Genomic DNA, 23,518 nt, shown 5'->3' on the forward strand with positions numbered 1-23,518 from the left:
TTACCGCGGCAGCAATACCCAGTAGTCGAATTCGAGGATCACACCCGGCTCTTGCGCCGTCGCTTCCTTGGTCGGGAAATCCTTGGCGGGCAGGTCGCGGGTCGCGCGCGTCAGGATGCGCAAGGCGCCGAGATCGGACTGCGCCGGCACATCGGCGGTCTCGACGATCTCCGACCAGGCGTAGACGGTGCCTTGGGCGAAGAGCGGCGCCACATGGCGGCCGCCATTGATGGCCGCCACATGGAAGGCGTTGCCGAGGCCGTTGAAGGAGAGAGCCCGGGCCAGCGAGATGACATGGCCGCCATAGATGAGCCGCCGCCCGAAGCGGCCCTTGGCTTCGCTGAGCTGATCGAAATGCACCTTGGCGGTATTCTGATAGAGCCGCGTCGCCAGCATGTGCTCCGCCTCTTCCACCGTCATGCCGTCGACATGATCGATGCGCTCGCCTTTTTTGTAGTCCCTGAAGCGATGGACTGAGCCCGAGAGCGCGTCGTCCCAGACCTTGCCGGCGACCTTGGGGCACCCGGCGCCGAGATCGGCCGGCAGCACGGCCTCGGGCAGGTCCGGGACCGTGGCCTTGGACGCCGGTGACTTCTCATCGCGCTTGCGCACCATCACCCAGCGCACATAGCTCAGGACCGCATCGCCCTCCTGGTTGAGGCCGGTCGAGCGCACATAGACCGTGCCGGTCTTGCCGTTGGAATTCTCCTTGAGGCCGATCACTTCCGATGTGGCGCTGAGCGTGTCGCCCGGATAGACGGGCTTCAGGAAATGGCCGTCGGCATAGCCCAGATTGGCGACGGCGTTGAGCGAGATATCGGGCACCGTCTTGCCGAAGACGATATGGAAAACGAGGAGGTCGTCGACCGGCGCATGGCCATAGCCGATGGCGCGGGCGAAGGTATCGGACGACTGAACGGCGAAGCGTGTCCCGTAGAGCGCGGTGTAGAGCGCCTGATCGCCCGCCGTCACGGTGCGTGGCGTCGCATGGCGGATTACCTGGCCCAAGCGGAAATCCTCGAAGAAATTGCCCGGATTGGTCTTCGTGTCAGTCATCGTGCCTCATCTCTTCAAGATACTGGCGAAGGGAATGAACGTGCATCCACAAATGCATATCGTATCTGAAGCGCAATGCCGCAAGCGCATTCCTCCGATCGGCGTGCTCACTGATCCACCGAACTTCACGCAGCGCGATGAGAATATCCGCCAGATCGTCGATCGCGTCGCCAACCGCCAGCTCTCCGTCCGCGCCGTCTTCGACGATGGCATGAAGGGCAAGCCAATAATGTCCCAAGGTCGGGTAGCGCTGCTTGATGGCCTCATAGGCCTCACGATAGTCGAATTGCGGCGCCTCCAACTCCGTCTCTTCATTGGCTGGAACATCCGCACCGATCGAGTGAAGCGAATAAGTGAGCGTATCGACAGCGCGGATAAGTCGGGAGATCTCCGCCGGCCTATGGTCGGCGCCGGAAATTTCATCGGCGAGCAGCGCCGCCACTTCCAGCGGATCGATGGCAGAGCTCACCGCGCAATAGCCTCCCAGATGGCGACGACCCGCTCGGCCATCACCAGATGCAGCCTTTCCACCATGCGCCCCTCGACGGTAATGACCCCCTTGCTCTTGTGTTCCGGCAAAGCGAAGGCCTGGATCACTTTGCGCGACCAGGAGACCTCCTCCTCGGACGGCGAGAATATCCGGTTGCACGGCTCGATCTGCGAAGGATGGATGAGCGTCTTGCCGTCCATGCCGAGGGTGCGCCCCTGCTCGCATTCGGCCTTGAAGCCCATTTCGTCCTTGAAGTCGTTATAGACGCCGTCGATCACATCGAGGCCGAACGCGCGGGCGGCGAGGACACTCCCTGCGAGCCACGGGATGATGGCGAAACGGTCGCCCAAGGCTCTGGCGCGCGATTCTTTCAACAGGTCGTTGGTGCCGAGCACCAGGCAGGAGAAACGGGATTCGGCATCGCCGGCGACGCTCGCTATGTCGCGCGCATTGAGGATGGCGAGCGGCGTCTCCATCATCGCCCAGAGCCGCGTATGGTTGGGCGCGCCATAGGCCTTGAGCAGCTTGGCGGCGCTCGCCATGTCGCCCGGCCGCGAGACCTTGGGCACCAGAATGGCATCGGGCCCCGCCGCGGCGGCGGCCTTGAGGTCGTCGGCCCCCCAGGGCGTCTCGATCGCATTGATCCTGATGATGAGCTCGCGCCGCCCGTAGCCGCCGCTCTTGACGGCGGCGATCACCTTGTCGCGGGCTTCGGGCTTGGCCTCGGGGGCCACCGAATCCTCGAGATCGAGGATGAGCGCATCGGCGGGGAGGCTCTTGGCCTTTTCGAGCGCCCGGTCATTGGCGCCCGGCATATAGAGGACGCTGCGGCGAGGTCTGATTTTCATATCCAGTCCTGATAAATTCGCGAGACCCTATTCATTCTTGTCATATCTGCCAAGCCTGGCCGACGGATGAAAGGCTTGAGAGTGTTTTCGTCTTTGGGCAGAGTGCCGCACCATGAAGACCTATGATGTTGTAATCGTCGGCGGCGGCATCGTCGGAAGCAGTGCCGCCTATTTCCTCAAGAAGCAAGGTTTCACGGGCACGATCGCGCTGATCGAGCGCGACACCAGCTACGCCAATGGATGCACCGCGCGTTCTTGCGGCGGCATCCGCCAGCAATTCTCGACGCCCGAGAATATCCGCCTGTCGAAATTCGGGCTCAACATCCTGCGCCGTCTCAAGGAGGAATTCGGTCCCGAGGCCGATGTGGGCTTCCACGAGCAGGGCTATCTGATCCTCGCTTCCGAGAACGGCAGGGCGATCCTCGAAGAGAACCATGCCATCCAGGTCGAAAACGGCGCCGACAATGTGCTGCTCGACGCACAGGGCCTGGCGAAGCAGTTTCCCTGGCTGGTGACCGATGGCCTGGCGCTCGGCTGCTTTGGCAAGAGCGGTGAGGGCTGGCTCGATCCCTATTCGCTGATGGGCCTGTTCCGCAAGGCGGCCGCGGCGCGCGGCGTCGACATCATCCAGGGCGAAGTCGCGTCGGTGAAGAAGACGGGAGGCCGCGCTTCGTCCCTGACCCTTACCGACGGCAGCGAGATCGCCTGCGGCACGCTGGTCAATGCCGGCGGCACCGGCGCCGGCGCGCTCGCCCGCATGGCGGGCATCGAGCTCCCGGTGGGCCCGCGCAAGCGCTATGTCTATGTGCTCGATTGTCCGGGCGCCAGCGAAGCGCTGCACAAGGCGCCGCTCACCGTCGATATTTCCGGCATCTATTTCCGTCCCGAGGGCCGGCAGTTCATTTGCGGCCTATCGCCGGAGGAAGTGGACGAGCCCCGCGAGATGAACTGGGAAGTCGATTACGCCTGGTTCGAGGAGCGCATCTGGGAAACGCTTGCCGCCCGCGTGCCGGCCTTCGAAGCGATCAAGGTCGTCAATGCCTGGGTCGGCCATTACGACTACAACGCGCTCGACCAGAATGCCGTCATCGGGCCGCATCCGCAGGTTTCGAATTTTCTCTTCGCCAATGGTTTTTCCGGTCATGGCCTGCAGCAGGGTCCCGGCGCCGGCAATGCCATTGCCGAGCTCATCATCCATGGCGGCTACCGCACGATCGATCTCGAGCGCTTCGGCTTCGAGCGCATCGCCCGGAAGGTGCCGCTTTTCGAGCGCAATGTGATCTAGGCCGCCTCTTTTTCCGCATTGCGCGACCAAAAACGCTGATTTGGCGCGCACGGCCACTATATATTCGGACATACCAATTGCGCCGGCCCAGTCCGCCACTGGCCCTGAGGAGTGAACGTCATGTCCGCGCACACCGTTTTGACCGCCCAGACCGTAGAAGACTGCATCATCGACCAGAGATGGGACGGTTACAGCAAGGAGGACCACGCCATCTGGGGCACGCTGTTCGAGCGCCAGCTCGCGACACTGAAGGGCCGCGTCGCCCAGGAATATCTCGACGGCCTCTCGGCGCTCGGCATCGGCCCGGAAGGCGTGCCCAATTTCGACCGCATGAATGCGAGGCTTCGCAAGATCACCGGCTGGGAGGTCGTCGCGGTGCCGGGCCTCATACCGTCGCGGCCTTTCTTCCAGATGCTCGCCAACGGCCAGTTTCCGGCCGGAACCTTCATCAGGAGCCGCGAGCAGCTCGACTATCTGGAGGAGCCCGATATCTTCCACGATGTCTTCGGCCATGTGCCCCTTCTCACCAATCAGGCCTATGCCGACTACATGAACGAATATGGCCGTGTCGGGCTTCAGGGCATGGAACGAAAGGCGGTAAAATTCCTCGCCCGTCTCAACTGGTACACGATCGAGTTCGGGCTGATCCGCAAGCCCGAGGGCGTGCGCATCTATGGCGCCGGAATCGTCTCATCTTATGGCGAGGCGAAATATGTGGCGGGGGACAACTCCGCCCACGAGCTCGCCTTCGACTTAGAGCGCGTGCTCCGCACCGGCTATTATATCGACGACCTCCAGGCGAGCTATTTCGTGATCGATCGCTTCGAGGATCTGTTCGACTTGTTGGAGGGAAGGGATATCCTTGCGCTCATCGATGAGGTGCGCCCCGAGCCGACACTCACGCCTTTCGAAATACTGGAGCAAGACAAAGTCATCCGCAAAGGCACAGGCGAGTATTGGCGCGATTTCCCCAAGACCAAGACGAAGCTCAAATGAAGAGGAATCTCCAGCCGCATCTGAACGCTCGCTTCCATGAGCGTATGTAAGCGTGGCTGTCTTTTTTCTGGATATCCTATGCAATAGTCTTGTTCCGGGGGCGCAAACAGCGAGCCGTTTGCTTGGACCGGCGCCTATCCTGCACGTCAGCTCTCGCGGCAATTCTCGCTGCAGCGATGGTCATGGCTGGCCCGGTTGCGGCTGACGATCTGACTGCCGCTATAAAGGCGAGAGACAGCGAACAAGTTCAGGCGCTGCTCAGAGGTGGCGCGGACTCGAACCGCTCTTCGTCTTATGGGGGGCCGATAAATCTCGCAGCGGCGCTGGGCCCTCCGGAGATCGTGGTTGCGCTTCTCGATGCCGGAGCCGATCCGCAGATGCCGGGATTCGGGGGAATGAGCCCGCTGCACACGGCAGCACTGTCCGGCCAACCGGCGATCACTCGAATTCTCGTCCAGAGAGGAGCCCAGGTCGATGCGCTCGACAATCTGGGACGGACCGCGCTCCTCGTTTATGCATCCGGTGCGGCGCACAATCTCGATGTCCTGCAAATCTTGCTGAAAGCAGGTGCCAATCCCAATGCCGCAGAGCGAACGACAAATATCTCCGTCCTGCATTACATCGCTCAACAAGGAGAGGTAGAGGAGGCAGAGCTGCTTGTCGCGGCGGGTGCCAACTTAAATGCGAGAGACAATCTGTTCGGTCAAACGCCGCTCCACCATGCCAACGCCTGCTGCAATGGCGCGATCGGCGCGATCGTCAATCACGAAATGGTTCGATTCCTGATCGCGCATGGAGCCGACATGAATGCTGAGGATATCAATGGCCGCACACCACTCTTCTATGTGCGAAAATGCTCGCCGAATGCAAGCTTGCTGATCGACATCATGTCCAAAGCAGGTGCGCATTGAACTGCTGCGCTCGTACGCGAGCTAATCCAGTCGCACCTGCACGCTCGCCGTGTGCCCGCGCGCGTCGATGACCGACAGGCGCGCAAATCCCCTGCCCGGCTTTTCCCACGCGGTCTCGCGGCGCGGCTCGCCGATCACGATCGGCAGGCCGTCGGCGAACCAGGTGAAGGGCGGGGCGCCGCCCATGGCCTTGAGCGCGAGTCCGGCCTCGCTGTCGCCGCCCGATAAATCGATCCGGGCTTCATCGGGCGGGAAGGAGATCACCAGCGGCGCATCGCCGGGCCCCGAAGCGGCGCTCTCCGGCAGGCCGTGCGGGCGGAAGCGTTGCAAAGCCGGCGGCAGATCGGAGGTGCGGGCGAAGATGACCCCTTCCGGCGCCGGCCGCAAGGGCGTGCGCTTCTCCGTTATCCGGGTGAAGGCATCGAAGAGGATCGGGGCCGCGGCGCTGCGGCCGATGAGATCGGAGACCGGCTCATTATCCGGCCGGCCGACCCATACGGCGATCGTGTTGGCGCCATCGAAGCCGACCGCCCAGGCATCGCGATAGCCGTAGGACGTGCCGGTCTTGTAGGCGATCTTGCCGGGAAGGGCATTCTGCGGCGGCGGCGCATCGATCAGCACATCTGCCACTTGCCAGGCCGCCGCCTTGTCGAACAGACGGCGCGGCGGCGCAGCGCTGCTTCTGTCCTGAGGGCGCCAGACGAGCGGCAGCGCCTCGCCGTCGCGCGCCAGAGCGAGATAGAGGGTCGCGAGATCGGTGAGCTTCACCCCTGCTCCGCCCAGGCCGACGGCCAGGCCGGGTGCGGCGTCGAGCGGCAATCGCGGCGCAGCGCCGGCATTCTTCATGCGCGCGATCAGGCGATTGGGCCCCAAGGCATTGAGCAGCATCACCGCCGGCACATTGAGCGACTGCTGCAGCGCCCGGCGCATGGTCACGGTTCCCTGAAAGGCCTCGTCGAAATTTTCCGGCCGATAGATGCCGAAGCGGATGGGCCGATCGTCGACCAGCGTCTCGGGATGCGCCAGCCCATCCTCGAAGGCGAGGCCATAGATGAAGGGTTTCAGCGTCGAGCCGGGCGAGCGCAGGGATTGGGCGAGATCGATCTGGCCGGCGCGCGCCTTGTCGAAATAGCCGACGCCGCCGACATGCGCCCTGACCTCACCGGTGGCGTTGTCGACGGCGATGATGGCGACGGACACCCCGCCGCCGAGCGTTGCCGCCCGTTCCCGGGCCAGGTTTTCGAGCTGCTCCTGCAGGGGTCGCGAGATCGTCGTGGCCTCGACGAGATTGATCTTCCTGTGCGGTCCGCGATTCCGCTTGACCAAGCGCTCGGCCACATGCGCGGCGAACATCGGGAAGAGCTTGCGCGCCTGGGGCGCCGGCTCGACTTCGGCGGCCTTGACCTGATCGGCATTGATGATGCCCTTGCGCATCAGGAGGTCGAGCACGCGGCCGCGTGCGCCCCGCGCGGCGCGGGGGAAACGGTCGGGCCGGCGCGTTTCCGGCGCCTGCGGCAAGGCCACCAGCAAAGCCGCTTCGGCGGTCGAAAGATGCTTCGGCTCCTTGCCGAAATAGGCGAGCGAGGCCGCACGCGTGCCTTCGAGATTGCCGCCATAGGGTGCGAGCGCCAGATAGAGGGCGAGGATCTCGTCCTTGCTCAGCCGGTTTTCGATCTGCACCGCGCGGATCATCTCGGCCGCCTTGGCGGCGAGCGTGCGCTCAGGCCGGGGCTCCAGCAGGCGCGCAACTTGCATGGTGATGGTCGAGCCGCCCGAGACGACGCGGCCATGGCGGACGATCTGCCAGGCGGCGCGCAGCATCGCCACCGGATCGACGCCGTGATGCGCATAGAAGCGCTTGTCCTCATAGGCGATCAGCATGGAGAGGAAGCGCCGATCGACGTCTTGCGGCGATGCCGGCAGTCGCCAATAGCCGCCGGCGGTCGTGAACGGCCGCAACAGCCGGCCATCGCGATCCACCACCAGCGGCGAAAAATGGAGATCATCGCCCAAGGGCGCCGGTCCGAGGCGCTTCATCGCTTCCGACAACACGAAGCCGCCCGCATTCACGACGAATATCGTCGTGAATACCACGGCGCACAGTATATGGAAGCGCCGGGATCTCTTCATGCTCACCGCTCGATCACGCTCATCGTCGTCGTCGCGAGCGTTGCATTGCGGTCGGGCCGGTACATGTCCTCCACGGTGGCGCCCGGCAGTGCATATTGGCCCGGCGCCACGGCGCGGACGATATAGGCAAGCTTGGCGCTCTGATCCGTGAAGGCCGCGACGAAGCGATCGTCGCGGAACTCGGTATAGGTCACATCGGTGAGGTCGGTGAGCCAGGACAGGCTGCCGGTGCTGCCCGTGGCGACGAGTTGCGGATTCTCGATCTCGAGGCCCGCCGGCAGGCGATCGACCAGCAGGAAATTGCCGGTCTGGTCGTTGCCGTCGCGGCTGGCCGTGAGCACCACCACGAGACGCGTATTCTGCTCGACCCGTGCCGGATCGACCGGCTTGCCGTCGAGCGTGTAGTAGATGCGCATGAGCCTCATGCCGTTGGAAGACGGAGGCTCGGGCACTTGCGGCGCGCCCGAGACCGCGACCACGGCCTGGAGCGGCGTCGAGCCGAGATTGCTGACCTTGTGCGCCTCATCGAGGGCCGGCCCCTGATAGACCTTGTAGAAGGCGCCCTGATGGGCGGAACCGTCGACATCGAGCTCGACCGCGCGGGCCTGCTCGACGATGCTGCGCGCCGCCAGCACCATCCAGGTCATCTCCTGGGTGGAAGCGTAGCGGGATTTGGCGCGCTCATCGCTGATCACCTTCAGCGCCGCCTGGATCACCGGCGGAGCGGCATTGCCCTTCTCGGCGAGCGCCACGATGGCGGCGGCATCGCGCAGCGGCGAGCCGTAATAGCCCCAGGCCGCGGGGATTGTGCCATCGGCCTCGCTTTGCAGGACATCGGCCGCCGACTGGAACGCCGCATTGGCGCGCGGCTTGTCGCCGAGCATGCCGAGAGCGGCGGCGATCTGCGCCCGCGCCATCGCCGTGCCGAACTGATCGATCTTGGTATCGGCGAAGTATTTGAGATCACCGGCAGGGGCCCGTCCGGCGCGCGCCAAAGTGTAGAGAGCATAGGCGACATCCTCGCCCTTGCCCTGCTGCACATAAGGCGAGTTGCCCACCTGGTTGCGCAGATAGTCGACCGCCTGGTTGAGAGCGTCTTCCGGCACCGCAAAGCCCTTCTCGCGCGCCCTGAGCAGGAAATCGGTCACGTAGGAGGAGAGCCACAGATCTCCGCTGTAGGAGTTCCACAGGCCGAAGGCGCCGTTCGTGTCCTGGCGCGCCAGCAGCCGCTGCACCGTGTCGGCGAGACGGTCTTTCACCGACCCGTCGAGATCGAGATCATTACCGCCGAGCTCCGAAAGATAGAGCAGCGGCAATGCCCGGCTCACGAGCTGCTCGGAGCAGCCATAGGGATAGCGGTCGAGATCGCGCATCAGGCTCGGAACATCGAGCGCGCTCAACGATCCGACCGAAAGCGACACGGCGCCGGTGCCCGCCACCATCTCGGCGATCAGATCCTTGCTGACCGTGATGCCGCCATTGGGCTCGATCGTATGCACCATGCGGCGCGTCACCGGTGGATTGGCCGGCTCGACGGCGAGCGTAAAACTCTGGTCGATCGCGGCATCGCCTAACCCTGAGAGCGTTGCCGTGAACCGCACCGTGCCGATGCCCGACGCGGTGATCGGGATGTTGACCGGCGTACGGGAGCCGACCGCGCCGATCTTCACGGTCTGATGGAGAAGCGCCGGATCGACGCCGATCGGGCCGTCGACATCGACGCTGAGCGCATAGTCGCCGGGGACGGCCTCGGCATTGAGGAGATCGAGGCGCAAGCGCGACTGGTCGCCCGAGCCGAGGAAGCGCGGCAGGGTGCCGGCGATCACCACCGGATCGCGCGCGATCACATCGACGGAAGCATGGCCGACCTTGGTCGGCGTCCACGCCACCGCCATGACGCGGATGGTGCCGTTGAAGGCCGGAATGTCGAAGGGCACCTCGGCCGTGCCGTCGGCCGCCACCTCGACGATGCCGGAAAACAAAGCGAGCGGCGGCTGTGTGGGGGGCGGGCTCTGGAAATTGCCGGCGCCGCCATCGCCGCCGGAACGGATCTGGCCGCGATTGCCGCCCATGCCGTCGATCAGCTGGCCGTAAATGTCGTGCAGCGCCGCCGACAGACGCTTCTGCCCGTAATAATAGGTCTCGGGCTCCGGCGACTTGTAGTTGGTGAGATTGAGAATGCCGACATCGACGGCCGCCACGGTGACATAGGCCTTTTCGCCGGCGAGCCCGTCGATCTTCACCGGCACCTTCAAGGTCTGGCGCGGCTTCATCACATTGGCCGGCGTCAGCGAAACTTTCAGCGTGCGCTCGTTGCGGTCGATGCCGAACCAGGCGAGGCCGATCGACCGCGTCGGCATGCGCTTGGCGGCGATGTCCATCGGCCGGAAATGGGTGACGACGACATAGGCGCCGGTGCCCCAATCGCTGCCGACCTTGACCGGAACGGTCGTGCCGCTGTCCGGCACGTCGATGAGCTCGGAAGCGAACAGCTTCTCGCCGACCACTTGCACCGAAGCCTTGCCGGCAAAGCGGGCATCGATCTTGACGGTGAGCGTGTCGCCCGTTTTCACCGAGGTCTGGTCGAGGGCGACCGGCAGCAGGTCCGGCGTATTGGCATTTTCGGAGATGTAATAGCCGGCATAGAAGCTGGTGGAGGACGGCGCCAGCCCGTCGCTGGCGATTTCGAGACGATACTGGCCCCATTGCACCGGCGCACTGATCGAGGCCGGCTTGTCGGCAGCGATATCGACCGTGCCGCCGGTTACCTTGCGGGCCGTGGTGACGGCCTCGTAGCTCCAGCGATTGTTGGTCTTGTACCACTGATAGGTGGTCGAGAGCCGCTTGAGCACCCAGGTCGCGCCCTTCGCCGCCGCGCGATTGCCTTGCGGATCGATGGCGATGGCATTGAAGACCGCCTGCTGGCCTTCGCCGGCTTCGCCTTCCTGCTTCAATCCCAGCATATTGCCGGTCGCGGCGATCGGCAGCGATGCCGTGCGCACCACACCGCGCCCGCCTGATTCCTTCATGCGGATGGTGAAATTCGCCTTGAGCGGACGCGACGTCGTCGGCAGCTGCGGCAGGGGCATGGTGATGTCGGCATGGCCCTTGTCGTCGGTCTGGGCGAGATCACCGATGGTGTTCTGCACCGCATCGACATTTTCATCCGACAGGCCGAAGACATAATCCTTCCACTGCTCGAAAGGCTGGCTGTCGACGGAGACGGAGACATCGCCCTCGACGTCGAGCCTGGCGGCGGGCGCGCCGAAGAGATAGCGCCCATCGACGGTGAGGCTGGCACCGATATTGCGGTCGATGCGCGTGCCATTGGCCTTCAGGTCGAACTCGATGCGATCGGGGATGTAGTCCTCGACCAGGAAGCTGGTCTCGCCGATCGAAGCCCCCTTGGGATCGGTATAGGCGAGGACGCGCCAGGTGCCGCCGGCGGCCGAGGCGATCAGCGGGATATCGAGAATGCGTCCGCCGGCGCCCTGGTCGTTCAGCACGGTGCGGGAATATTCGACCCCATCGGGACGCTGGACCACCAGCGTGACGGGCACATTGGCTAGGCCGTTGGCGTTGCCGTCGCGCAACAACAGGGCGGCGTGAACCGTCTCGCCACGGCGATAGACGCCGCGCTCCACATAGACGAAGGCATCCGCCGGACCCGGCGGGTCGCGGCCGGTGACGCCGCGATCGGAGAAGTCGAAGGCCGACCGTGTGATGTCGATAAAGGCATAATCGTTCTTGTCGTCGGAGGCGACCACGAGCGCCGGCTCGAGCCCGTCCTCGCCCTTGGTGAGGCCGGAATCGAAGAACGCGGCGCCCGCCGCATCCGTCTTCGCGCTGCCGAGGATTTCATTATTACGGGCGATGAGCCTGACGGTGACATCGCCGAGCGGGCTGGCGGAAGCGATGGAGCGCAGGAAGACATGTAAGCCGTCCTTGCTCCTCAGCGTCGACAGGCCGAGGTCCGAGACCACGAACCATTGCGTGGCGAGCTGGCTCTCTCCTTCCGCCACCCTGTCCTCGGGCTCGGCCGTCATCACATAGAGGCCGGGCTCGATCTTGCCCAAGGCCTCGTCCACCGGAAAGGCGGTGGTCACGTCCTCATTGGGCGTGCTGAGGAGATCCATCGTGCCTTCCCAGACCTTCTCGCCTTTGCTGCGGGCGATTTCGGCCGCCTGGAAATCATAGACCTGGTTGAGGAAGGTCGAATCGATGACCGCGGACAGCAGGCTGCGGTCGCCAATGCGATAGAGCTCTAGCTTCGCTTTGGTGGCGTTGACCGAAACCAGCGGGATGCCGCTCTGGCCCGAGCGCGGCAGCACATAGGACTTGCCGACGAATTGCACCGAGGGAGTCCGGTCGCGCACATAGATCTCGTATTGGGCGTCCTGCAGCAGGTTTTCGTCCACCGCCGAGGGCAGTCCCTGGCGCACGGTGACCTTGTAGCGCGCGCCGTGCTTCAGGCCTTCGAGGCAGAGCTTGGCGCCATCGACCGTCACGGCCGAGACGGGGCCTGGATCTTGCGTGAAATAGGGGGCGAAATCGCTGACCGAATTGGCGAGCGGGTCGGAGAACTGGAAGCACAGGCGGGGCTGCGGGGCATCGCTTTCGACCGTGTAGTCGGTGATGCGGAAGCCATGCGTCTTGCGCAATTCCTCGTAGGCCTGCCGGATCTCGGCATTCTCGATGAGCTCCAGGCTGGCGCGGTAGGCATTGAGCGCCGGCCGCCAGTCCTCACGCTTGACCAGCGCCTCAGCGATATCGTTGAGCGCCGAGGCTTTTTGGTCATTCGTGCCGGCGAGCTGATAGGCCCTGACCGAGGCGCCAAGCGCCTTGTAGGGCAATTCATAGCCGTCCTGGGAATTGAAGGGCTCGGCGGTGAGCAGGAGATCGGCGAGCTTTTGCCAGTTGGCCTGATCACTGAGGTTGAGCGCCAGCATCTGCTCAACCACCACTGCGGCATTGCGGTTGTTGCCTTGGGCCGTCGCCGCATCCAGTTCCTGCTGGAGCTCAGGCAGCGTCTTCTTGAGGGTCTTGCCGATCTTGGCGATCGTGTCCCGGTAGTTGTCGGCGGCATAGGCATAGTTGTCGATGGGAAAAGGTGCGGCAGCGCGCGTGGGCGCCGCTAAGAGCCCGAACAGCGCCAAAGCGATCAACAATCGGAAAATATGAAGGCTGAAGCCGATGCTACGCGCTGCTACTGGATTCATCCTGTCCTCCCACGGGATAGGGTCGAGTGACACGGGCTGTGCCACCTATCGGGCTTGCATGACATTTATACGGGTGTTCGTCGTCTGGCCTTGCCTAAAACTCCGGCTGGCATGGTAAGTGTCTTTCCTTCGTCCGACAATCGAGCAAAATTTTGACGTACCGTCTATTGTCCGTGCCCGTTGGGGTGTTAGAGGAATCCGCCGATGCCAGACTTGAATAAAAAAGTGCGAATTCCTACTGCCCCGCGGCAGGTCCTCACCATCTCATCGCAAGTCGCTGTCGGCCTGGTCGGCAATTCGGTGGTCTATCCGACCTTGCTGGCCTTGGGCGTGACGCCGGTCGCGCTTTCGACCATCATGCTGTCCAATCACCCGGGACATGCGCGCCCGGCGGGCATTGCCGTGCCGGCCGAGACGCTCGCCCGGATGCTGGAGCGTCTCATCGAACTCGGTCTCCTCGACCCGGATGTCGTCGTGGTGACCGGCTATTTCGCCAATGAAGAGCAGATTGAGGCCATAGCCCCGATCATCGCCCGCTTGCCGAAATCGTTTTATTTATGCGACCCCATCCTGGGCGATAGCCATACCGGGCTCTATGTCGCCGAAGCCATCGCCACGGCCATTCGCGACCGGCTGGTGCCGCTGGCGGACGGCCTGACACCCAATGCCTTCGAGCTCAGCTGGCTGACCGGCAAGGAGATCGGCGATATCCATGCGGCGCGCGCCGCGAGCCGATCACTCGCCGGCAAGTCGCTGGTGGTGACCTCCATTCCGCACGGCGATGCCCTCACCACGGCGCTGTTCGAGAAGGGCACGACGCTCACCGTCACGCGGCCGAAGCTGGCACCCGTTCCCCATGGCACCGGCGACCTTCTCTGCGGCCTTCTTGTCGGGCGGCTGGCGCAGGGCGACAGCTTCGCCAAGAGCCTCGGCTTCGCCGTCGCCGCGACCGAGCATATCATCGCCGCAAGCCTCGGCACGCTCAGCCTCGATCTCGCCTCGGGTCTCTCAGACATTGCAGCGATCGAGGCCTTCGCCGCCGTCCATGGCTGAGCACCGCCTTGTCGCCGGCGTAGACGGCTGTCCGGCCGGATGGATTGCCGCGCTCTGGGATGGGGCCGGGCAGCTGACCTCTAAGCTTTGCCCGAGCTTCGCCGACGTCATGGCGCTGCCCGCCCGGATCATCGCGGTCGACATGCCGATCGGCCTGCCGGAGCGCTCAGGCAGGCCGCCCGAACGCGAGGTGCGGGCGAGGCTCGGCGAGCGCCAGTCGAGCGTCTTCGCCGTACCGTCCGAGAAAGCGGTCTATTGCGCCGACTACGCGCAAGCCTGCGCGGTCAACCTTCTCCACTCCGATCCGCCCAAGAAAGTATCCAAGCAGTGCTTCCATCTGTTTCCCAAGATGCGCGAGATCGATGCCCTCATGGCGCCTGCCGACCAGTCGCGCATCTTCGAATCGCATCCGGAGCTCGCCTTCTGGATGATGAATGACGAGACGCCCTTAAGCCTGCCCAAGAAGGTGAAAGGCCAACCCTATCCGCCGGGCCTCGATCTCAGGCGCGAGCTCCTGCACAAGAATGGCGTGCCGGTCGACGGCCTTGCCCATGACTATCGCCGCCGCGATGTCGGCCCTGACGATCTCCTCGATGCCTGCGCTTGCACCTTGGTGGCATGGCGCATACTCACTGGGCGGTCTATCCGTTTCCCGGCAGACCCGCCGCTCAATTCCCGCGGCCTGAGGATGGAAATCAATGCCTGATCCAATCACCCGCGCCGCCATCGAGGCGACGGCAGAAAAGATCGCGCCCTATGTCCGGCGCACCCCGGTCATGGATGTGATGCTGTCCGGCATCGCAACGCCGGTCGCGCTCAAGCTCGAGCTTTTCCAGCATACCGGCTCCTTCAAGGCGCGCGGCGCCTTCTCGACCGTCATCGGCCGCGACATCCCCAAGGCGGGCCTCGCCGCGGCCTCGGGCGGCAATCATGGCGCCGCCGCGGCCTATGCCGCCCATGTCGCCGGCGTGCCGGCGCATATCTTCGTGCCCGCCATCGCGGCGCCGGCGAAGGTCCAGCGCATCAAGAGCTATGGCGCGGTCATCGAGCAGGATGGCGCCACCTATTACGACGCGCTCGAGAACTGCAACCGCTTCATCGCCGCGAGCGGCGCCTTGTCGGTCCATGCCTATGATGCGGTGCCGACCCTTCTCGGCCAGGGCACGCTGGGGCGCGAGATCCAGCAACAATTGCCTTATATCGATACGCTTCTGGTGGCGGTGGGCGGCGGCGGCCTGATCGGCGGGATCGCCGGCTGGTACAGGGGCGATGTCAGGATCATCGGCGTCGAGCCCGAGACCTGCAACGCGCTTCACGCCTCGCTCGCGGCGGGCGCGCGGGTGACGGTCAAGCCTTCGGGGGTCGCGGCCGATTCGCTCGGCGCGAGCTTCGCCGGCGAACTGATGTTCCCACTGGCGCAAAAATTCATCGAGCGCGTGGCGCTCGTCGATGACGAGGAGATCAGGATGGCGCAGCGTTGGCTGTGGGACCATGCGCGGATCATAACTGAACCGGGCGGGGCCACGGCCTTCGCTGCGCTTCTCTCTGGCGCATACCGGCCGCAGAAGGATGAACGCGTCTGCGTCATCCTCTGCGGCTCCAATACCGATCCCGAGACCTTTTCCAGGGTCATGATTACATGACCTTGAAACGGTAGGTGAGATCGAGGCTGGCACGCTTCAGCTCGAGTTCGATGCGGAATCTTTCGATCTCGCGCGGATCGTGCGGGATGCGCCTTTCCTTCTTGTGACCGGAAAACAGCCTTGCCGCGGGAGCGGCGATGAGGCTGCGGGCCGGACGTCTGAAGAACGGCATGGACTTCTGGAATGCAGACATGGTCTGTCCTTTCGCAAAACACGGGTTTCCGTGCGCGGTGAAGATGGATGAAAATTGAAAATTTGCTGATGCGTGAGGGCCCGCGCATGCGCATCACGCGCATGGAACGAGCGTCACGTCCCGGTCAAATGGTCTTCAGGCTTTACTTTGACGAAAACACAAGCTGGAAAGGCCACACCGGGATCCGAGCCCGGGGCCCGGAGATCACCAGATTCGAAGCTCCTTGCGCACTGTCATCATGACGATCTCCGTGAGTTGTGTTGAAGGAAGTGCGTGATAGCACGAGTCGTCCGCCCGCAACAGGGGAATCTCATGCTTTCATTCACCATTGCTGACAGGATGTGACAATCCTGCCACAGAGGAAATTCCTCTCTTCCCGATCGGAAGAGAGGAAAGCTTCACATGCCAGGGATCACGCCGCCTTCTTGAGCAGGCCGCGATTGATCAGAGCTTCGGCGATCTGCACCGTGTTGAGGGCTGCCCCTTTGCGCAGATTGTCCGACACGACCCACAGATTGAGGCCGTTCTCGATCGTGCCGTCCTCGCGGATGCGCGACACGAAAGTGGCGAAATCCCCAACGCATTCGACCGGCGTCACATAGCCGCCGTCCTCGCGCTTGTCGACGACCAGGACCCCTGGCGCCTCGCGCAAGGTCTCGCGCGCTTCTTCCGCCGTGATCGGCCGCTCGAACTCGATATTGACCGCTTCCGAATGGCCGACGAAGACCGGCACACGCACGCAGGTCGCGGTGAGCTTGATCTTGGGATCGAGGATCTTCTTGGTCTCGGCCGTCATCTTCCACTCTTCCTTGGTGAAGCCGTCTTCCATGAAGACGTCGATATGGGGGATGACGTTGAAGGCGATCTGCTTGGTGAACTTCTTGGGCTCGGGAGCATCGGTGACGAACACGCCCTTGGTCTGGTTCCACAATTCGTCCATGGCGTCCTTGCCGGCGCCCGACACCGACTGATAGGTCGCGACGACGACGCGCTTGATCTTGGCCAGATCATGCAAGGGCTTCAGCACCACCACCAGCTGGGCGGTCGAACAGTTCGGATTGGCGATGATGTTCCGCCTCACCTTGCGGCTCATATATTCTTCGAGCGCATGGGCGTTCACTTCCGGAACGACCAGCGGCACTTCCGCGTCATAGCGCCAGCAGGAGGAATTATCGATCACCATCGGGCCTTGGGCGCCGATCCTGGGCGACCATTCCTTGGAGACGGCCGAGCCCGCCGACATCAGCACGAAGTCGATGCCGCGGAAGTCGAATTGCTCGAGATCCTGGCATTTGAGCGTGCGGTCGCCGTAAGAGACCTCGGTGCCGATCGACCGGCGCGAGGCCAAGGCGAAGACCTCATCCACCGGGAACTGGCGTTCCTCGAGGATATTGAGCATTTCCCGGCCGACATTCCCGGTCGCGCCGACCACTGCAACTTTGTAACCCATTGATTTAAATCCTTTATCCCTCGCCCTCTCCCGTGAACTTTAAGGTTCTGCCTGGGGCGCATGCTGGTTTCCGGCCATCTCCCCCGCGGGAGACGAGACCGGGGGAGAAGGCTCAAACGGTTTTCGTCGTTTTCGTCGTTTTGAGCATACCCAGGCCACGGCCAAGCGCGCTCGCGGGGAGCGGGCGGCAGGCGATGATGTTCATGTTAATCGACATCGGGGACCGTGGTTCGAGGTTCGGCAGGGTTCTAACAAATTGCGACTTTAAGTCAATCCGCCTTGAAGCGGGGCCTTCCCGATCCTATGTCCCGAAAAGCGCGAGACCCGAGGGTAAGGGGCTTTACCCTTGGTCCCGCGCCAATTATTTAGGCTTTTTGGGAGCATAAGGGGACCTGATGTTCGAATGGCTGTTCACTGTCGAAGGCTGGATGAGCCTTCTGACCCTGACCATCCTTGAAATCGTGCTCGGCATCGACAACCTGGTCTTCCTCTCGATCGCCTCCCAGAAGCTGCCACCGCACCAGCGCCCGGTGGCCCAGAAAATCGGCCTGCTCGGGGCGCTCGGCCTGCGCATCCTCATGCTGGCGCTTCTGGTATGGATCACCAAGCTCACCTATCCCGTCTTCTCGGTCGGCAGCTTCGAGTTCTCCTGGCGCGACATCATCCTGATCCTGGGCGGCCTGTTCCTGCTCTATAAGGGCACGGCCGAGATCCATGAGGAGATGGAGGGCGGCGAGGAAGGCCCGCAGTCGGGCTATTCGGCCAATTTCTTCGGCGTCATCGCGCTCATCATGGTCATCGACTTCGTCTTCGCGCTCGATTCCATCATCACCGCGGTCGGCATGACCACCTTCCTGCCGGTCATGGTCGCGGCCAATGTCATCGCCATTGGCGTGATGATGCTGGCGGCGAAGCCGATCGGCGATTTCATCGCCCGTCACCCGACGGTGAAGATGCTGGCGCTCGCCTTCATTCTGCTCATCGGCGTGGCGCTCGTGGCCGACGGCCTCGGCATGCACATACCGCGCGAATATATCTACTTCGCCATCGCCTTCTCGCTCGGCGTCGAGACGCTCAACATCCTGGCCAAATCGAAGCGCCGGCGCCTGAGCAAGATCGAGAAGACGGATGTCGAGCAGCCTTAGCCATCTGCACTACCCTCATGCTGAGGCGCGAGCGAAGCGAGCCTCGAAGCATGATCTAGGGACAACGGTCTTGCCGCTTGCCACCCTTCGAGGCCGCCTGCGGTGGGCGCCTCAGGGGTGAGGATTGTGGATCGGACAAAGTCCCGATTATCATGATAAACTGAAGGTCGGACCGGAGATCTGCCATGACGACCAAGGGCCACGAAAAATTTGTAGTCCAGGTGAATTCAGAAACCTTGGCGAAGCTGCAGGCCATCGCCCAGGCGGAAGGACGGTCGCCTGAGGTGCTCATTGACGAGGCACTTGCCGATCTGATTAAGAAGCGGGCGCAAGATCGACCTCGCGCTCACGTCATGACTGCATATCAGGCGAGCCTCGACAAGTTAGGCCCGCTCTACAAAAGGCTCGCCAAATAGCTGACGGAACTAAGCCGCCGCCTTGAGTTCGCTCAGGATCGCAGCACCCATCTCCTGCGTGCCGATCGTCTTGTCGGAGCCTTGCGCGATGTCCTTGGTGCGCAGGCCCTTGGCCAGCACCTGGGCGATCGCCTGGTCGACCTTGTCGGCCCATGGGCCCTGATCGAAGGAATAGCGCAGCGCCATGCCGAAGGATGCGATCATGGCGATCGGATTGGCGAGCCCCTTGCCGGCGATATCGGGGGCCGAGCCATGCACCGGCTCATAGAGCGCCTTGCGCCGCTTGGTCTTGGTGTCGGGCGCGCCGAGCGAGGCCGAGGGCAGCATGCCGAGCGAGCCCGTCAGCATCGCCGCCACATCCGAGAGCACATCGCCGAACAGATTGTCGGTGACGATCACATCATACTGCTTGGGCCAGCGCACCAATTGCATGGCGCAATTGTCGGCGAGCACATGCTCGAGCGCCACGTCCTTGTAGCTTTCCTGATGCACGCGCGTGACGACCTCGTTCCACAACACGCCCGTCTTCATCACATTGCGCTTCTCGGCCGAGGCCACCTTCTTGCGCCTGGTGCGGGCGAGATCGAAGGCGACGCGCGCGATCCGGTCGATCTCGAACGTGTCATAGACCTGCGTATCGATGCCGCGCTTCTGGCCGTTGCCGAGATCGGTGATCGTCTTGGGCTCGCCGAAATAGACACCACCCGTCAGCTCGCGCACGATCAGCATGTCGAGGCCTTCGACGACGTCGCGCTTGAGCGATGAGGCATCGGCGAGCGCCGGGTAGCAGATCGCCGGGCGCAGATTGGCAAAGAGACCAAGATCCTTGCGCAGGCGCAGGAGTCCCGCTTCCGGGCGCACGTCGTAAGGCACCTTGTCCCATTTGGGACCGCCCACCGCGCCGAAGATCACCGCATCGGCGGCCTGCGCCGTCGCCATGTCCGCTTCCGAGATCGCCTTGCCATGAGCGTCATAGGCGGAGCCGCCGACGAGGCCGCGATCCACTTCGAATTTGGCGATGCCCGCGCTGTTGAACCAGGCGATGATCTTCTCGACTTCGCCGGCGACTTCGGCGCCGATGCCGTCGCCCGGCAGGAGCATCAGATTATAGGAGGCCATGAGATTTCCGTTTGAATTGATCTAGAGCCACGGCCGTGCGGCCTGGGCCTTTTTCTCGAACGTGTCGATCGACGCCTTCTTCTCCATGGTGAGACCGATATCGTCGAGCCCGTTCAGCAGGCAATGCTTGCGGAACGGATCGATCTCGAACTTGACGCAGCCGCCGTCGGGCCCGCGGATCTCTTGCGCCTTGAGGTCGATCGAGAGCGTCGCATTGGCGCCGCGCTCGGCATCGTCCATGAGCTTCTTGAGGTCTTCCGGCGAGACCTGGATGGGCAGGATGCCGTTCTTGAAGCAGTTGTTGTAGAAAATGTCGGCGAAGCTCGTCGAGATGACGCAGCGGATGCCGAAATCGAGGAGCGCCCAAGGCGCATGCTCGCGCGACGAGCCGCAGCCGAAATTGTCGCCGGCGACCAGGATCTGCGCCTTGCGATAGGCCGGCTTGTTGAGCACGAAATCGGGGATTTCCTTGCCGTCCTGGGTATAGCGCATTTCATAGAAGAGCGACTTGCCGAGCCCGGTGCGCTTGATCGTCTTCAGGAACTGCTTGGGGATAATCATGTCGGTATCGACATTGACGATATTGAGAGGGGCGGCGACGCCCGTCAGCGTATCGAATTTCTGCATGGCCAGCTCCGTCTGCGCGAGGTCCGACCCCCACGCCACCAAGTGAAGGGGCTTTCTGCGGTGGATGCAGCGCCCCGTCAAGCCCCTGAGGTTCCTTGTCTTTGCTGAAGCCGCAACCTAGCATAAGTCCATTGAGGTACATGCATGACGGCTCCCCACGCGACCCAGATGGCCGAAACGGCGGACAAGCGCCCGGTCACGGTTTTCGGCCCGGATTTCCCTTTCCCTTTCGATGATTGGATCAAGCATCCTTCCGGCCTGGCGCGCATCCCTGCGGCCCGCCATGGCGAGGAAGTGGCCATTATCGGTGCCGGCATGTCGGGCATGATCGCGGCCTATGAGCTGATGAAAATGGGGCTCAAGCCCGTCATCTATGAGGCCGGCCGCATCGGCGGGCGCCTGCGCTCGCAGAGCTTCGAGGGTGCCGAAGGCATCATCGCCGAGTTGGGCGGCATGCGCTTCCCGGTCTCCGGCACCGGCTTCTATCACTATGCCGACATGCTGGGGCTCGAATCGAAGCCCTTCCCCAATCCCTTGGTCGAGGCCTCGCCCTCGACCGTCATCGACCTCGAAAGCCAGACCTATTACGCCGAGAAACAGGCCGATTTGCCGCCGATCTTCCAGGAAGTGGCGGCCGCCTGGTACGAGGCGCTGGAGGAAGGGGCGAGCTTCAGCGCCATGCAGAAGGCGATCCGCGCCCGCAATGTGAAGGCGCTGAAGGCGGTCTGGGACAAGCTCGTGCCGCTGTGGGACGACCGCAGCTTCTACGACTTCATCGCCACGGCACCCGCTTTCGCCAGACGCTCCTTCCATCACCGCGAGATCTTCGGCCAGGTCGGCTTCGGCACCGGCGGCTGGGATTCGGACTATCCCAATTCCATGCTCGAGATCCTGCGCGTCGTCGTCACCAATTGCGACGAGAACCAGCGCTGGATCGTGGGCGGCGTCGAGCAGGTGCCGCGGGGCCTGTGGAAATGCAGGCCCGAAAAGATGGTGCACTGGCCGAAGGGGACGTCGCTCGAGAAGCTGCATGCCGGAGCGCCGCGCCCGGCGGTGGTCAAGATCGCGCGCTCGCCCGCGGGCCATCTCGCCATCACCGACCGCTGGGGCCTGACCAAATATTTCGATGCCTGTCTCGTCACTTGCCACAGCTGGCTCCTCACCACCTACATGCAGGTCGAGGAGCGCATCTTCTCGCCCAAGCTGTGGATGGCGCTCGATCGCACGCGCTTCATGCAGTCGGCCAAGACCTTCGTGATGGTCGACCGGCCCTTCTGGAAGGACAAGGATCCCAAGACCGGGCGCAATCTGATGAGCATGACGCTCACCGACCGTCTGACGCGCGGCACCTATCTTTTCGACAATGGCGACGACAAGCCCGGCGTCATCTGCCTCTCCTATTCCTGGATGAGCGATGCGATGAAGATGCTGCCGCTCGCAATCGACAAGCGGGTGAAGCTGTCGCTCGATGCCTTGAAGCGCATCTATCCGACGCTCGACATCGAAAGCCATATCATCGGCGATCCGATCACGGTGTCCTGGGAATCGGATCCGAATTTTCTCGGCGCCTTCAAGGGAGCATTGCCCGGCCACTATCGCTATAATCACCGCATGTACTGCCATTTCATGCAAGGCCACATGCCGCCCGACGAGAAGGGGATCTTCATGGCGGGCGACGGCGTCTCGTGGACGCCGGGCTGGGTCGAGGGCGCGGTGCAGACCGGCCTCAATGCGGTCTGGGGCATCGTCAACCATTTGGGCGGCGAGACACCGAAGAACAATCGCGGCCCCGGCGATCGCTATGGCGCGCTCAAGCCGGTCGAGTTGCCGGATTGACGAAGTCATCGGAGCCTACGGAGGCAGTCATGTGGCCTGATCATCGTCTCTGCGATTTGCTCGGAATAGATCATCCGATCATCCAGGCGCCTATGGCGGGATCGGCCACGCCGGCGCTGGCCGCTGCCGTGAGCAATGCCGGCGGGCTGGGCTCGCTCGGCTGCGCCGAGATGGCGGCGGACGCGCTGGCGGCGCAGGTTGCGAAACTGCGCGCCGGTACGAATCGACCGTTCAATCTCAATTTCTTCGCCCATCCGGCACCTCGCATGGCGTCGTCGGATTTCACGCGGACACGCGAGAGGCTGCGACCCTGGTACCGGCGTCTTGGCCTCGCCGAACCCGCGGCGACGGCGACGCCACACGGTCCGGGCTTCGACGAAGAACGGCTCGCCATGCTTCTCTCCCTCAAGCCCAAAGTCGTCAGCTTCCATTTCGGCGTTCCCGATGAGGCTTCCCGTATGGCGCTCAAAGCGGCGGGAATAGTGCTGATGAGCACCGCGACGACGGTTGCCGAGGCGCGCGCCCTCGAGGAGGCCCGGATCGACGTGGTGATCGCGCAGGGCTGGGAAGCCGGAGGTCATCGCGGCTCGCACTCACCACGCGCTCCCGCCGACGGTGTCGGCACGCTCGCCCTCGTTCCCCAGATCGTCGATGCCGTGAGCCTGCCCGTGGTGGCGGCCGGTGGCATTGGCGACGGCCGAGGCATCGCCGCCGCTTTCGTGCTCGGCGCCTGCGGGGCCCAGATCGGCACGGGCTTTCTCTCTTGCCCGGAAGCCGCCACGGATCCGGTCCGGCGCGCGATGCTGCGCAATGCGGCCGAGACCGACACGATGATGACCGATGCGTTTTCAGGGCGCGCCGCCCGCGCCGTGCGCAGCGCCTATGCGCTCGACATGGAACGGACGCGCATCGACCTGCCCGACTTCCCTTCGCTGTATGATCTGAGCGAGCCGCTGCTGCAATCGGCCGATCCGAAGGAAGCGTCCTTCCTGCTCTATGGACAAGCGGCCCGCCTGAACCGTGAGCTTCCGGCGGCCGAGTTGGTCGCCCGCTATGTGGAAGAGGCCGCCGCCGTCTTCGCGAAGCTGCGTGGTGTGTAAC

Annotated in this window: 19 protein-coding genes; 10 read left to right on the forward strand and 9 right to left on the reverse strand. The window is 63.5% G+C overall.

What is annotated here, in order from left to right; genetic code table 11:
- Genes DS839_RS12375 through DS839_RS12385 form a run of 3 tightly spaced genes read right to left on the reverse strand, consistent with a single transcriptional unit; the run spans nt 1 to nt 2,394 of the window.
- Nucleotides 1-1,056 carry a MaoC family dehydratase gene (locus tag DS839_RS12375; protein WP_119270631.1) on the reverse strand — a complete coding sequence of 352 codons (1,056 nt, stop codon included), beginning with the start codon at nt 1,054-1,056 and terminating at the stop codon, nt 1-3.
- Nucleotides 1,049-1,525 carry a hypothetical protein gene (locus DS839_RS12380; RefSeq protein ID WP_119270632.1) on the reverse strand — a complete coding sequence of 159 codons (477 nt, stop codon included), beginning with the start codon at nt 1,523-1,525 and terminating at the stop codon, nt 1,049-1,051. Before DS839_RS12380 ends, DS839_RS12375 begins: the two co-directional genes overlap by 8 nt.
- The gene (locus DS839_RS12385; RefSeq protein WP_162918476.1) at nt 1,522-2,394 is read right to left on the reverse strand and encodes an HpcH/HpaI aldolase/citrate lyase family protein; all 873 of its coding nucleotides are present in this window, start codon (nt 2,392-2,394) and stop codon (nt 1,522-1,524) included. The genes DS839_RS12380 and DS839_RS12385 overlap by 4 nt, the downstream gene beginning before the upstream one ends.
- A 112-nt stretch (nt 2,395-2,506) precedes the next feature.
- On the opposite strand from DS839_RS12385, the gene DS839_RS12390 reads away from it, so the two are divergent.
- The 3 genes from DS839_RS12390 (at nt 2,507) to DS839_RS12400 (ending at nt 5,586) form a co-directional block, all read left to right on the forward strand.
- Nucleotides 2,507-3,679: an NAD(P)/FAD-dependent oxidoreductase gene (locus DS839_RS12390; RefSeq protein ID WP_119270634.1), complete on the forward strand. Its 1,173-nt coding sequence runs from the start codon at nt 2,507-2,509 to the stop codon at nt 3,677-3,679.
- Between the two features lie 120 nt (nt 3,680-3,799).
- Entirely contained in the window at nt 3,800-4,675 is an 876-nt protein-coding gene (gene phhA / locus DS839_RS12395) for a phenylalanine 4-monooxygenase (RefSeq protein ID WP_119270635.1), read from the forward strand.
- Nucleotides 4,676-4,857: 182 nt separating this feature from the next.
- Complete coding sequence (locus DS839_RS12400) at nt 4,858-5,586, forward strand: ankyrin repeat domain-containing protein (protein WP_162918477.1); 729 nt, start codon at nt 4,858-4,860, stop codon at nt 5,584-5,586.
- A gap of 21 nt (nt 5,587-5,607) precedes the next feature.
- On the opposite strand, the gene pbpC is transcribed toward DS839_RS12400, so the two are convergent.
- Nucleotides 5,608-7,716 (reverse strand): penicillin-binding protein 1C, encoded by a 2,109-nt coding sequence (gene pbpC, locus DS839_RS12405; RefSeq protein ID WP_119270637.1) that lies wholly within the window; start codon nt 7,714-7,716, stop codon nt 5,608-5,610.
- A gap of 2 nt (nt 7,717-7,718) precedes the next feature.
- A complete protein-coding gene (locus DS839_RS12410; RefSeq protein WP_119270638.1) occupies nt 7,719-12,935 on the reverse strand; it encodes an alpha-2-macroglobulin in 5,217 nt (1,738 codons plus the stop codon).
- Between the two features lie 204 nt (nt 12,936-13,139).
- Here DS839_RS12410 and DS839_RS12415 point away from each other — a divergent pair, with 204 nt between their 5' ends.
- From DS839_RS12415 to DS839_RS12425, 3 genes are read left to right on the forward strand one after another with little or no spacing between them, the layout of a single operon-like run.
- On the forward strand, nt 13,140-13,988 hold the full coding sequence (locus DS839_RS12415) for a PfkB family carbohydrate kinase (RefSeq protein ID WP_119270639.1): 849 nt from the start codon (nt 13,140-13,142) through the stop codon (nt 13,986-13,988).
- Nucleotides 13,981-14,694, forward strand: coding sequence for a DUF429 domain-containing protein (locus DS839_RS12420; protein ID WP_119270640.1), 714 nt, complete (start codon nt 13,981-13,983; stop codon nt 14,692-14,694). Before DS839_RS12415 ends, DS839_RS12420 begins: the two co-directional genes overlap by 8 nt.
- A complete protein-coding gene (locus tag DS839_RS12425) occupies nt 14,687-15,631 on the forward strand; it encodes a threonine/serine dehydratase (protein WP_119270641.1) in 945 nt (314 codons plus the stop codon). Before DS839_RS12420 ends, DS839_RS12425 begins: the two co-directional genes overlap by 8 nt.
- On the opposite strand, the gene DS839_RS12430 is transcribed toward DS839_RS12425, so the two are convergent.
- The gene (locus DS839_RS12430; protein WP_119270642.1) at nt 15,624-15,824 is read right to left on the reverse strand and encodes a hypothetical protein; all 201 of its coding nucleotides are present in this window, start codon (nt 15,822-15,824) and stop codon (nt 15,624-15,626) included. The genes DS839_RS12425 and DS839_RS12430 overlap by 8 nt on opposite strands.
- A 412-nt stretch (nt 15,825-16,236) precedes the next feature.
- Nucleotides 16,237-17,274 carry an aspartate-semialdehyde dehydrogenase gene (locus DS839_RS12435; RefSeq protein WP_119270643.1) on the reverse strand — a complete coding sequence of 346 codons (1,038 nt, stop codon included), beginning with the start codon at nt 17,272-17,274 and terminating at the stop codon, nt 16,237-16,239.
- 395 nt (nt 17,275-17,669) lie between these two features.
- On the opposite strand from DS839_RS12435, the gene DS839_RS12440 reads away from it, so the two are divergent.
- Nucleotides 17,670-18,419, forward strand: coding sequence for a TerC family protein (locus DS839_RS12440; RefSeq protein WP_119270644.1), 750 nt, complete (start codon nt 17,670-17,672; stop codon nt 18,417-18,419).
- A 185-nt stretch (nt 18,420-18,604) separates the two neighbouring features.
- Complete coding sequence (locus DS839_RS12445) at nt 18,605-18,835, forward strand: hypothetical protein (RefSeq protein ID WP_119270645.1); 231 nt, start codon at nt 18,605-18,607, stop codon at nt 18,833-18,835.
- Between the two features lie 9 nt (nt 18,836-18,844).
- Here the strand turns inward: DS839_RS12445 and leuB are convergent, their stop codons facing one another.
- A complete protein-coding gene (leuB, locus tag DS839_RS12450; RefSeq protein WP_119270646.1) occupies nt 18,845-19,954 on the reverse strand; it encodes a 3-isopropylmalate dehydrogenase in 1,110 nt (369 codons plus the stop codon).
- Nucleotides 19,955-19,975: 21 nt separating this feature from the next.
- The gene (gene leuD / locus DS839_RS12455; RefSeq protein ID WP_119270647.1) at nt 19,976-20,581 is read right to left on the reverse strand and encodes a 3-isopropylmalate dehydratase small subunit; all 606 of its coding nucleotides are present in this window, start codon (nt 20,579-20,581) and stop codon (nt 19,976-19,978) included.
- A 144-nt stretch (nt 20,582-20,725) separates the two neighbouring features.
- Between leuD and DS839_RS12460 the strand changes: the two genes are divergently transcribed.
- Both DS839_RS12460 and DS839_RS12465 read left to right on the forward strand, forming a co-directional pair.
- On the forward strand, nt 20,726-22,417 hold the full coding sequence (locus tag DS839_RS12460; protein WP_368911563.1) for a flavin monoamine oxidase family protein: 1,692 nt from the start codon (nt 20,726-20,728) through the stop codon (nt 22,415-22,417).
- A gap of 29 nt (nt 22,418-22,446) precedes the next feature.
- The gene (locus DS839_RS12465) at nt 22,447-23,517 is read left to right on the forward strand and encodes an NAD(P)H-dependent flavin oxidoreductase (protein ID WP_119270649.1); all 1,071 of its coding nucleotides are present in this window, start codon (nt 22,447-22,449) and stop codon (nt 23,515-23,517) included.
- Nucleotide 23,518: the final 1 nt, after the last annotated feature.

This window comes from Taklimakanibacter deserti (assembly GCA_003574785.1).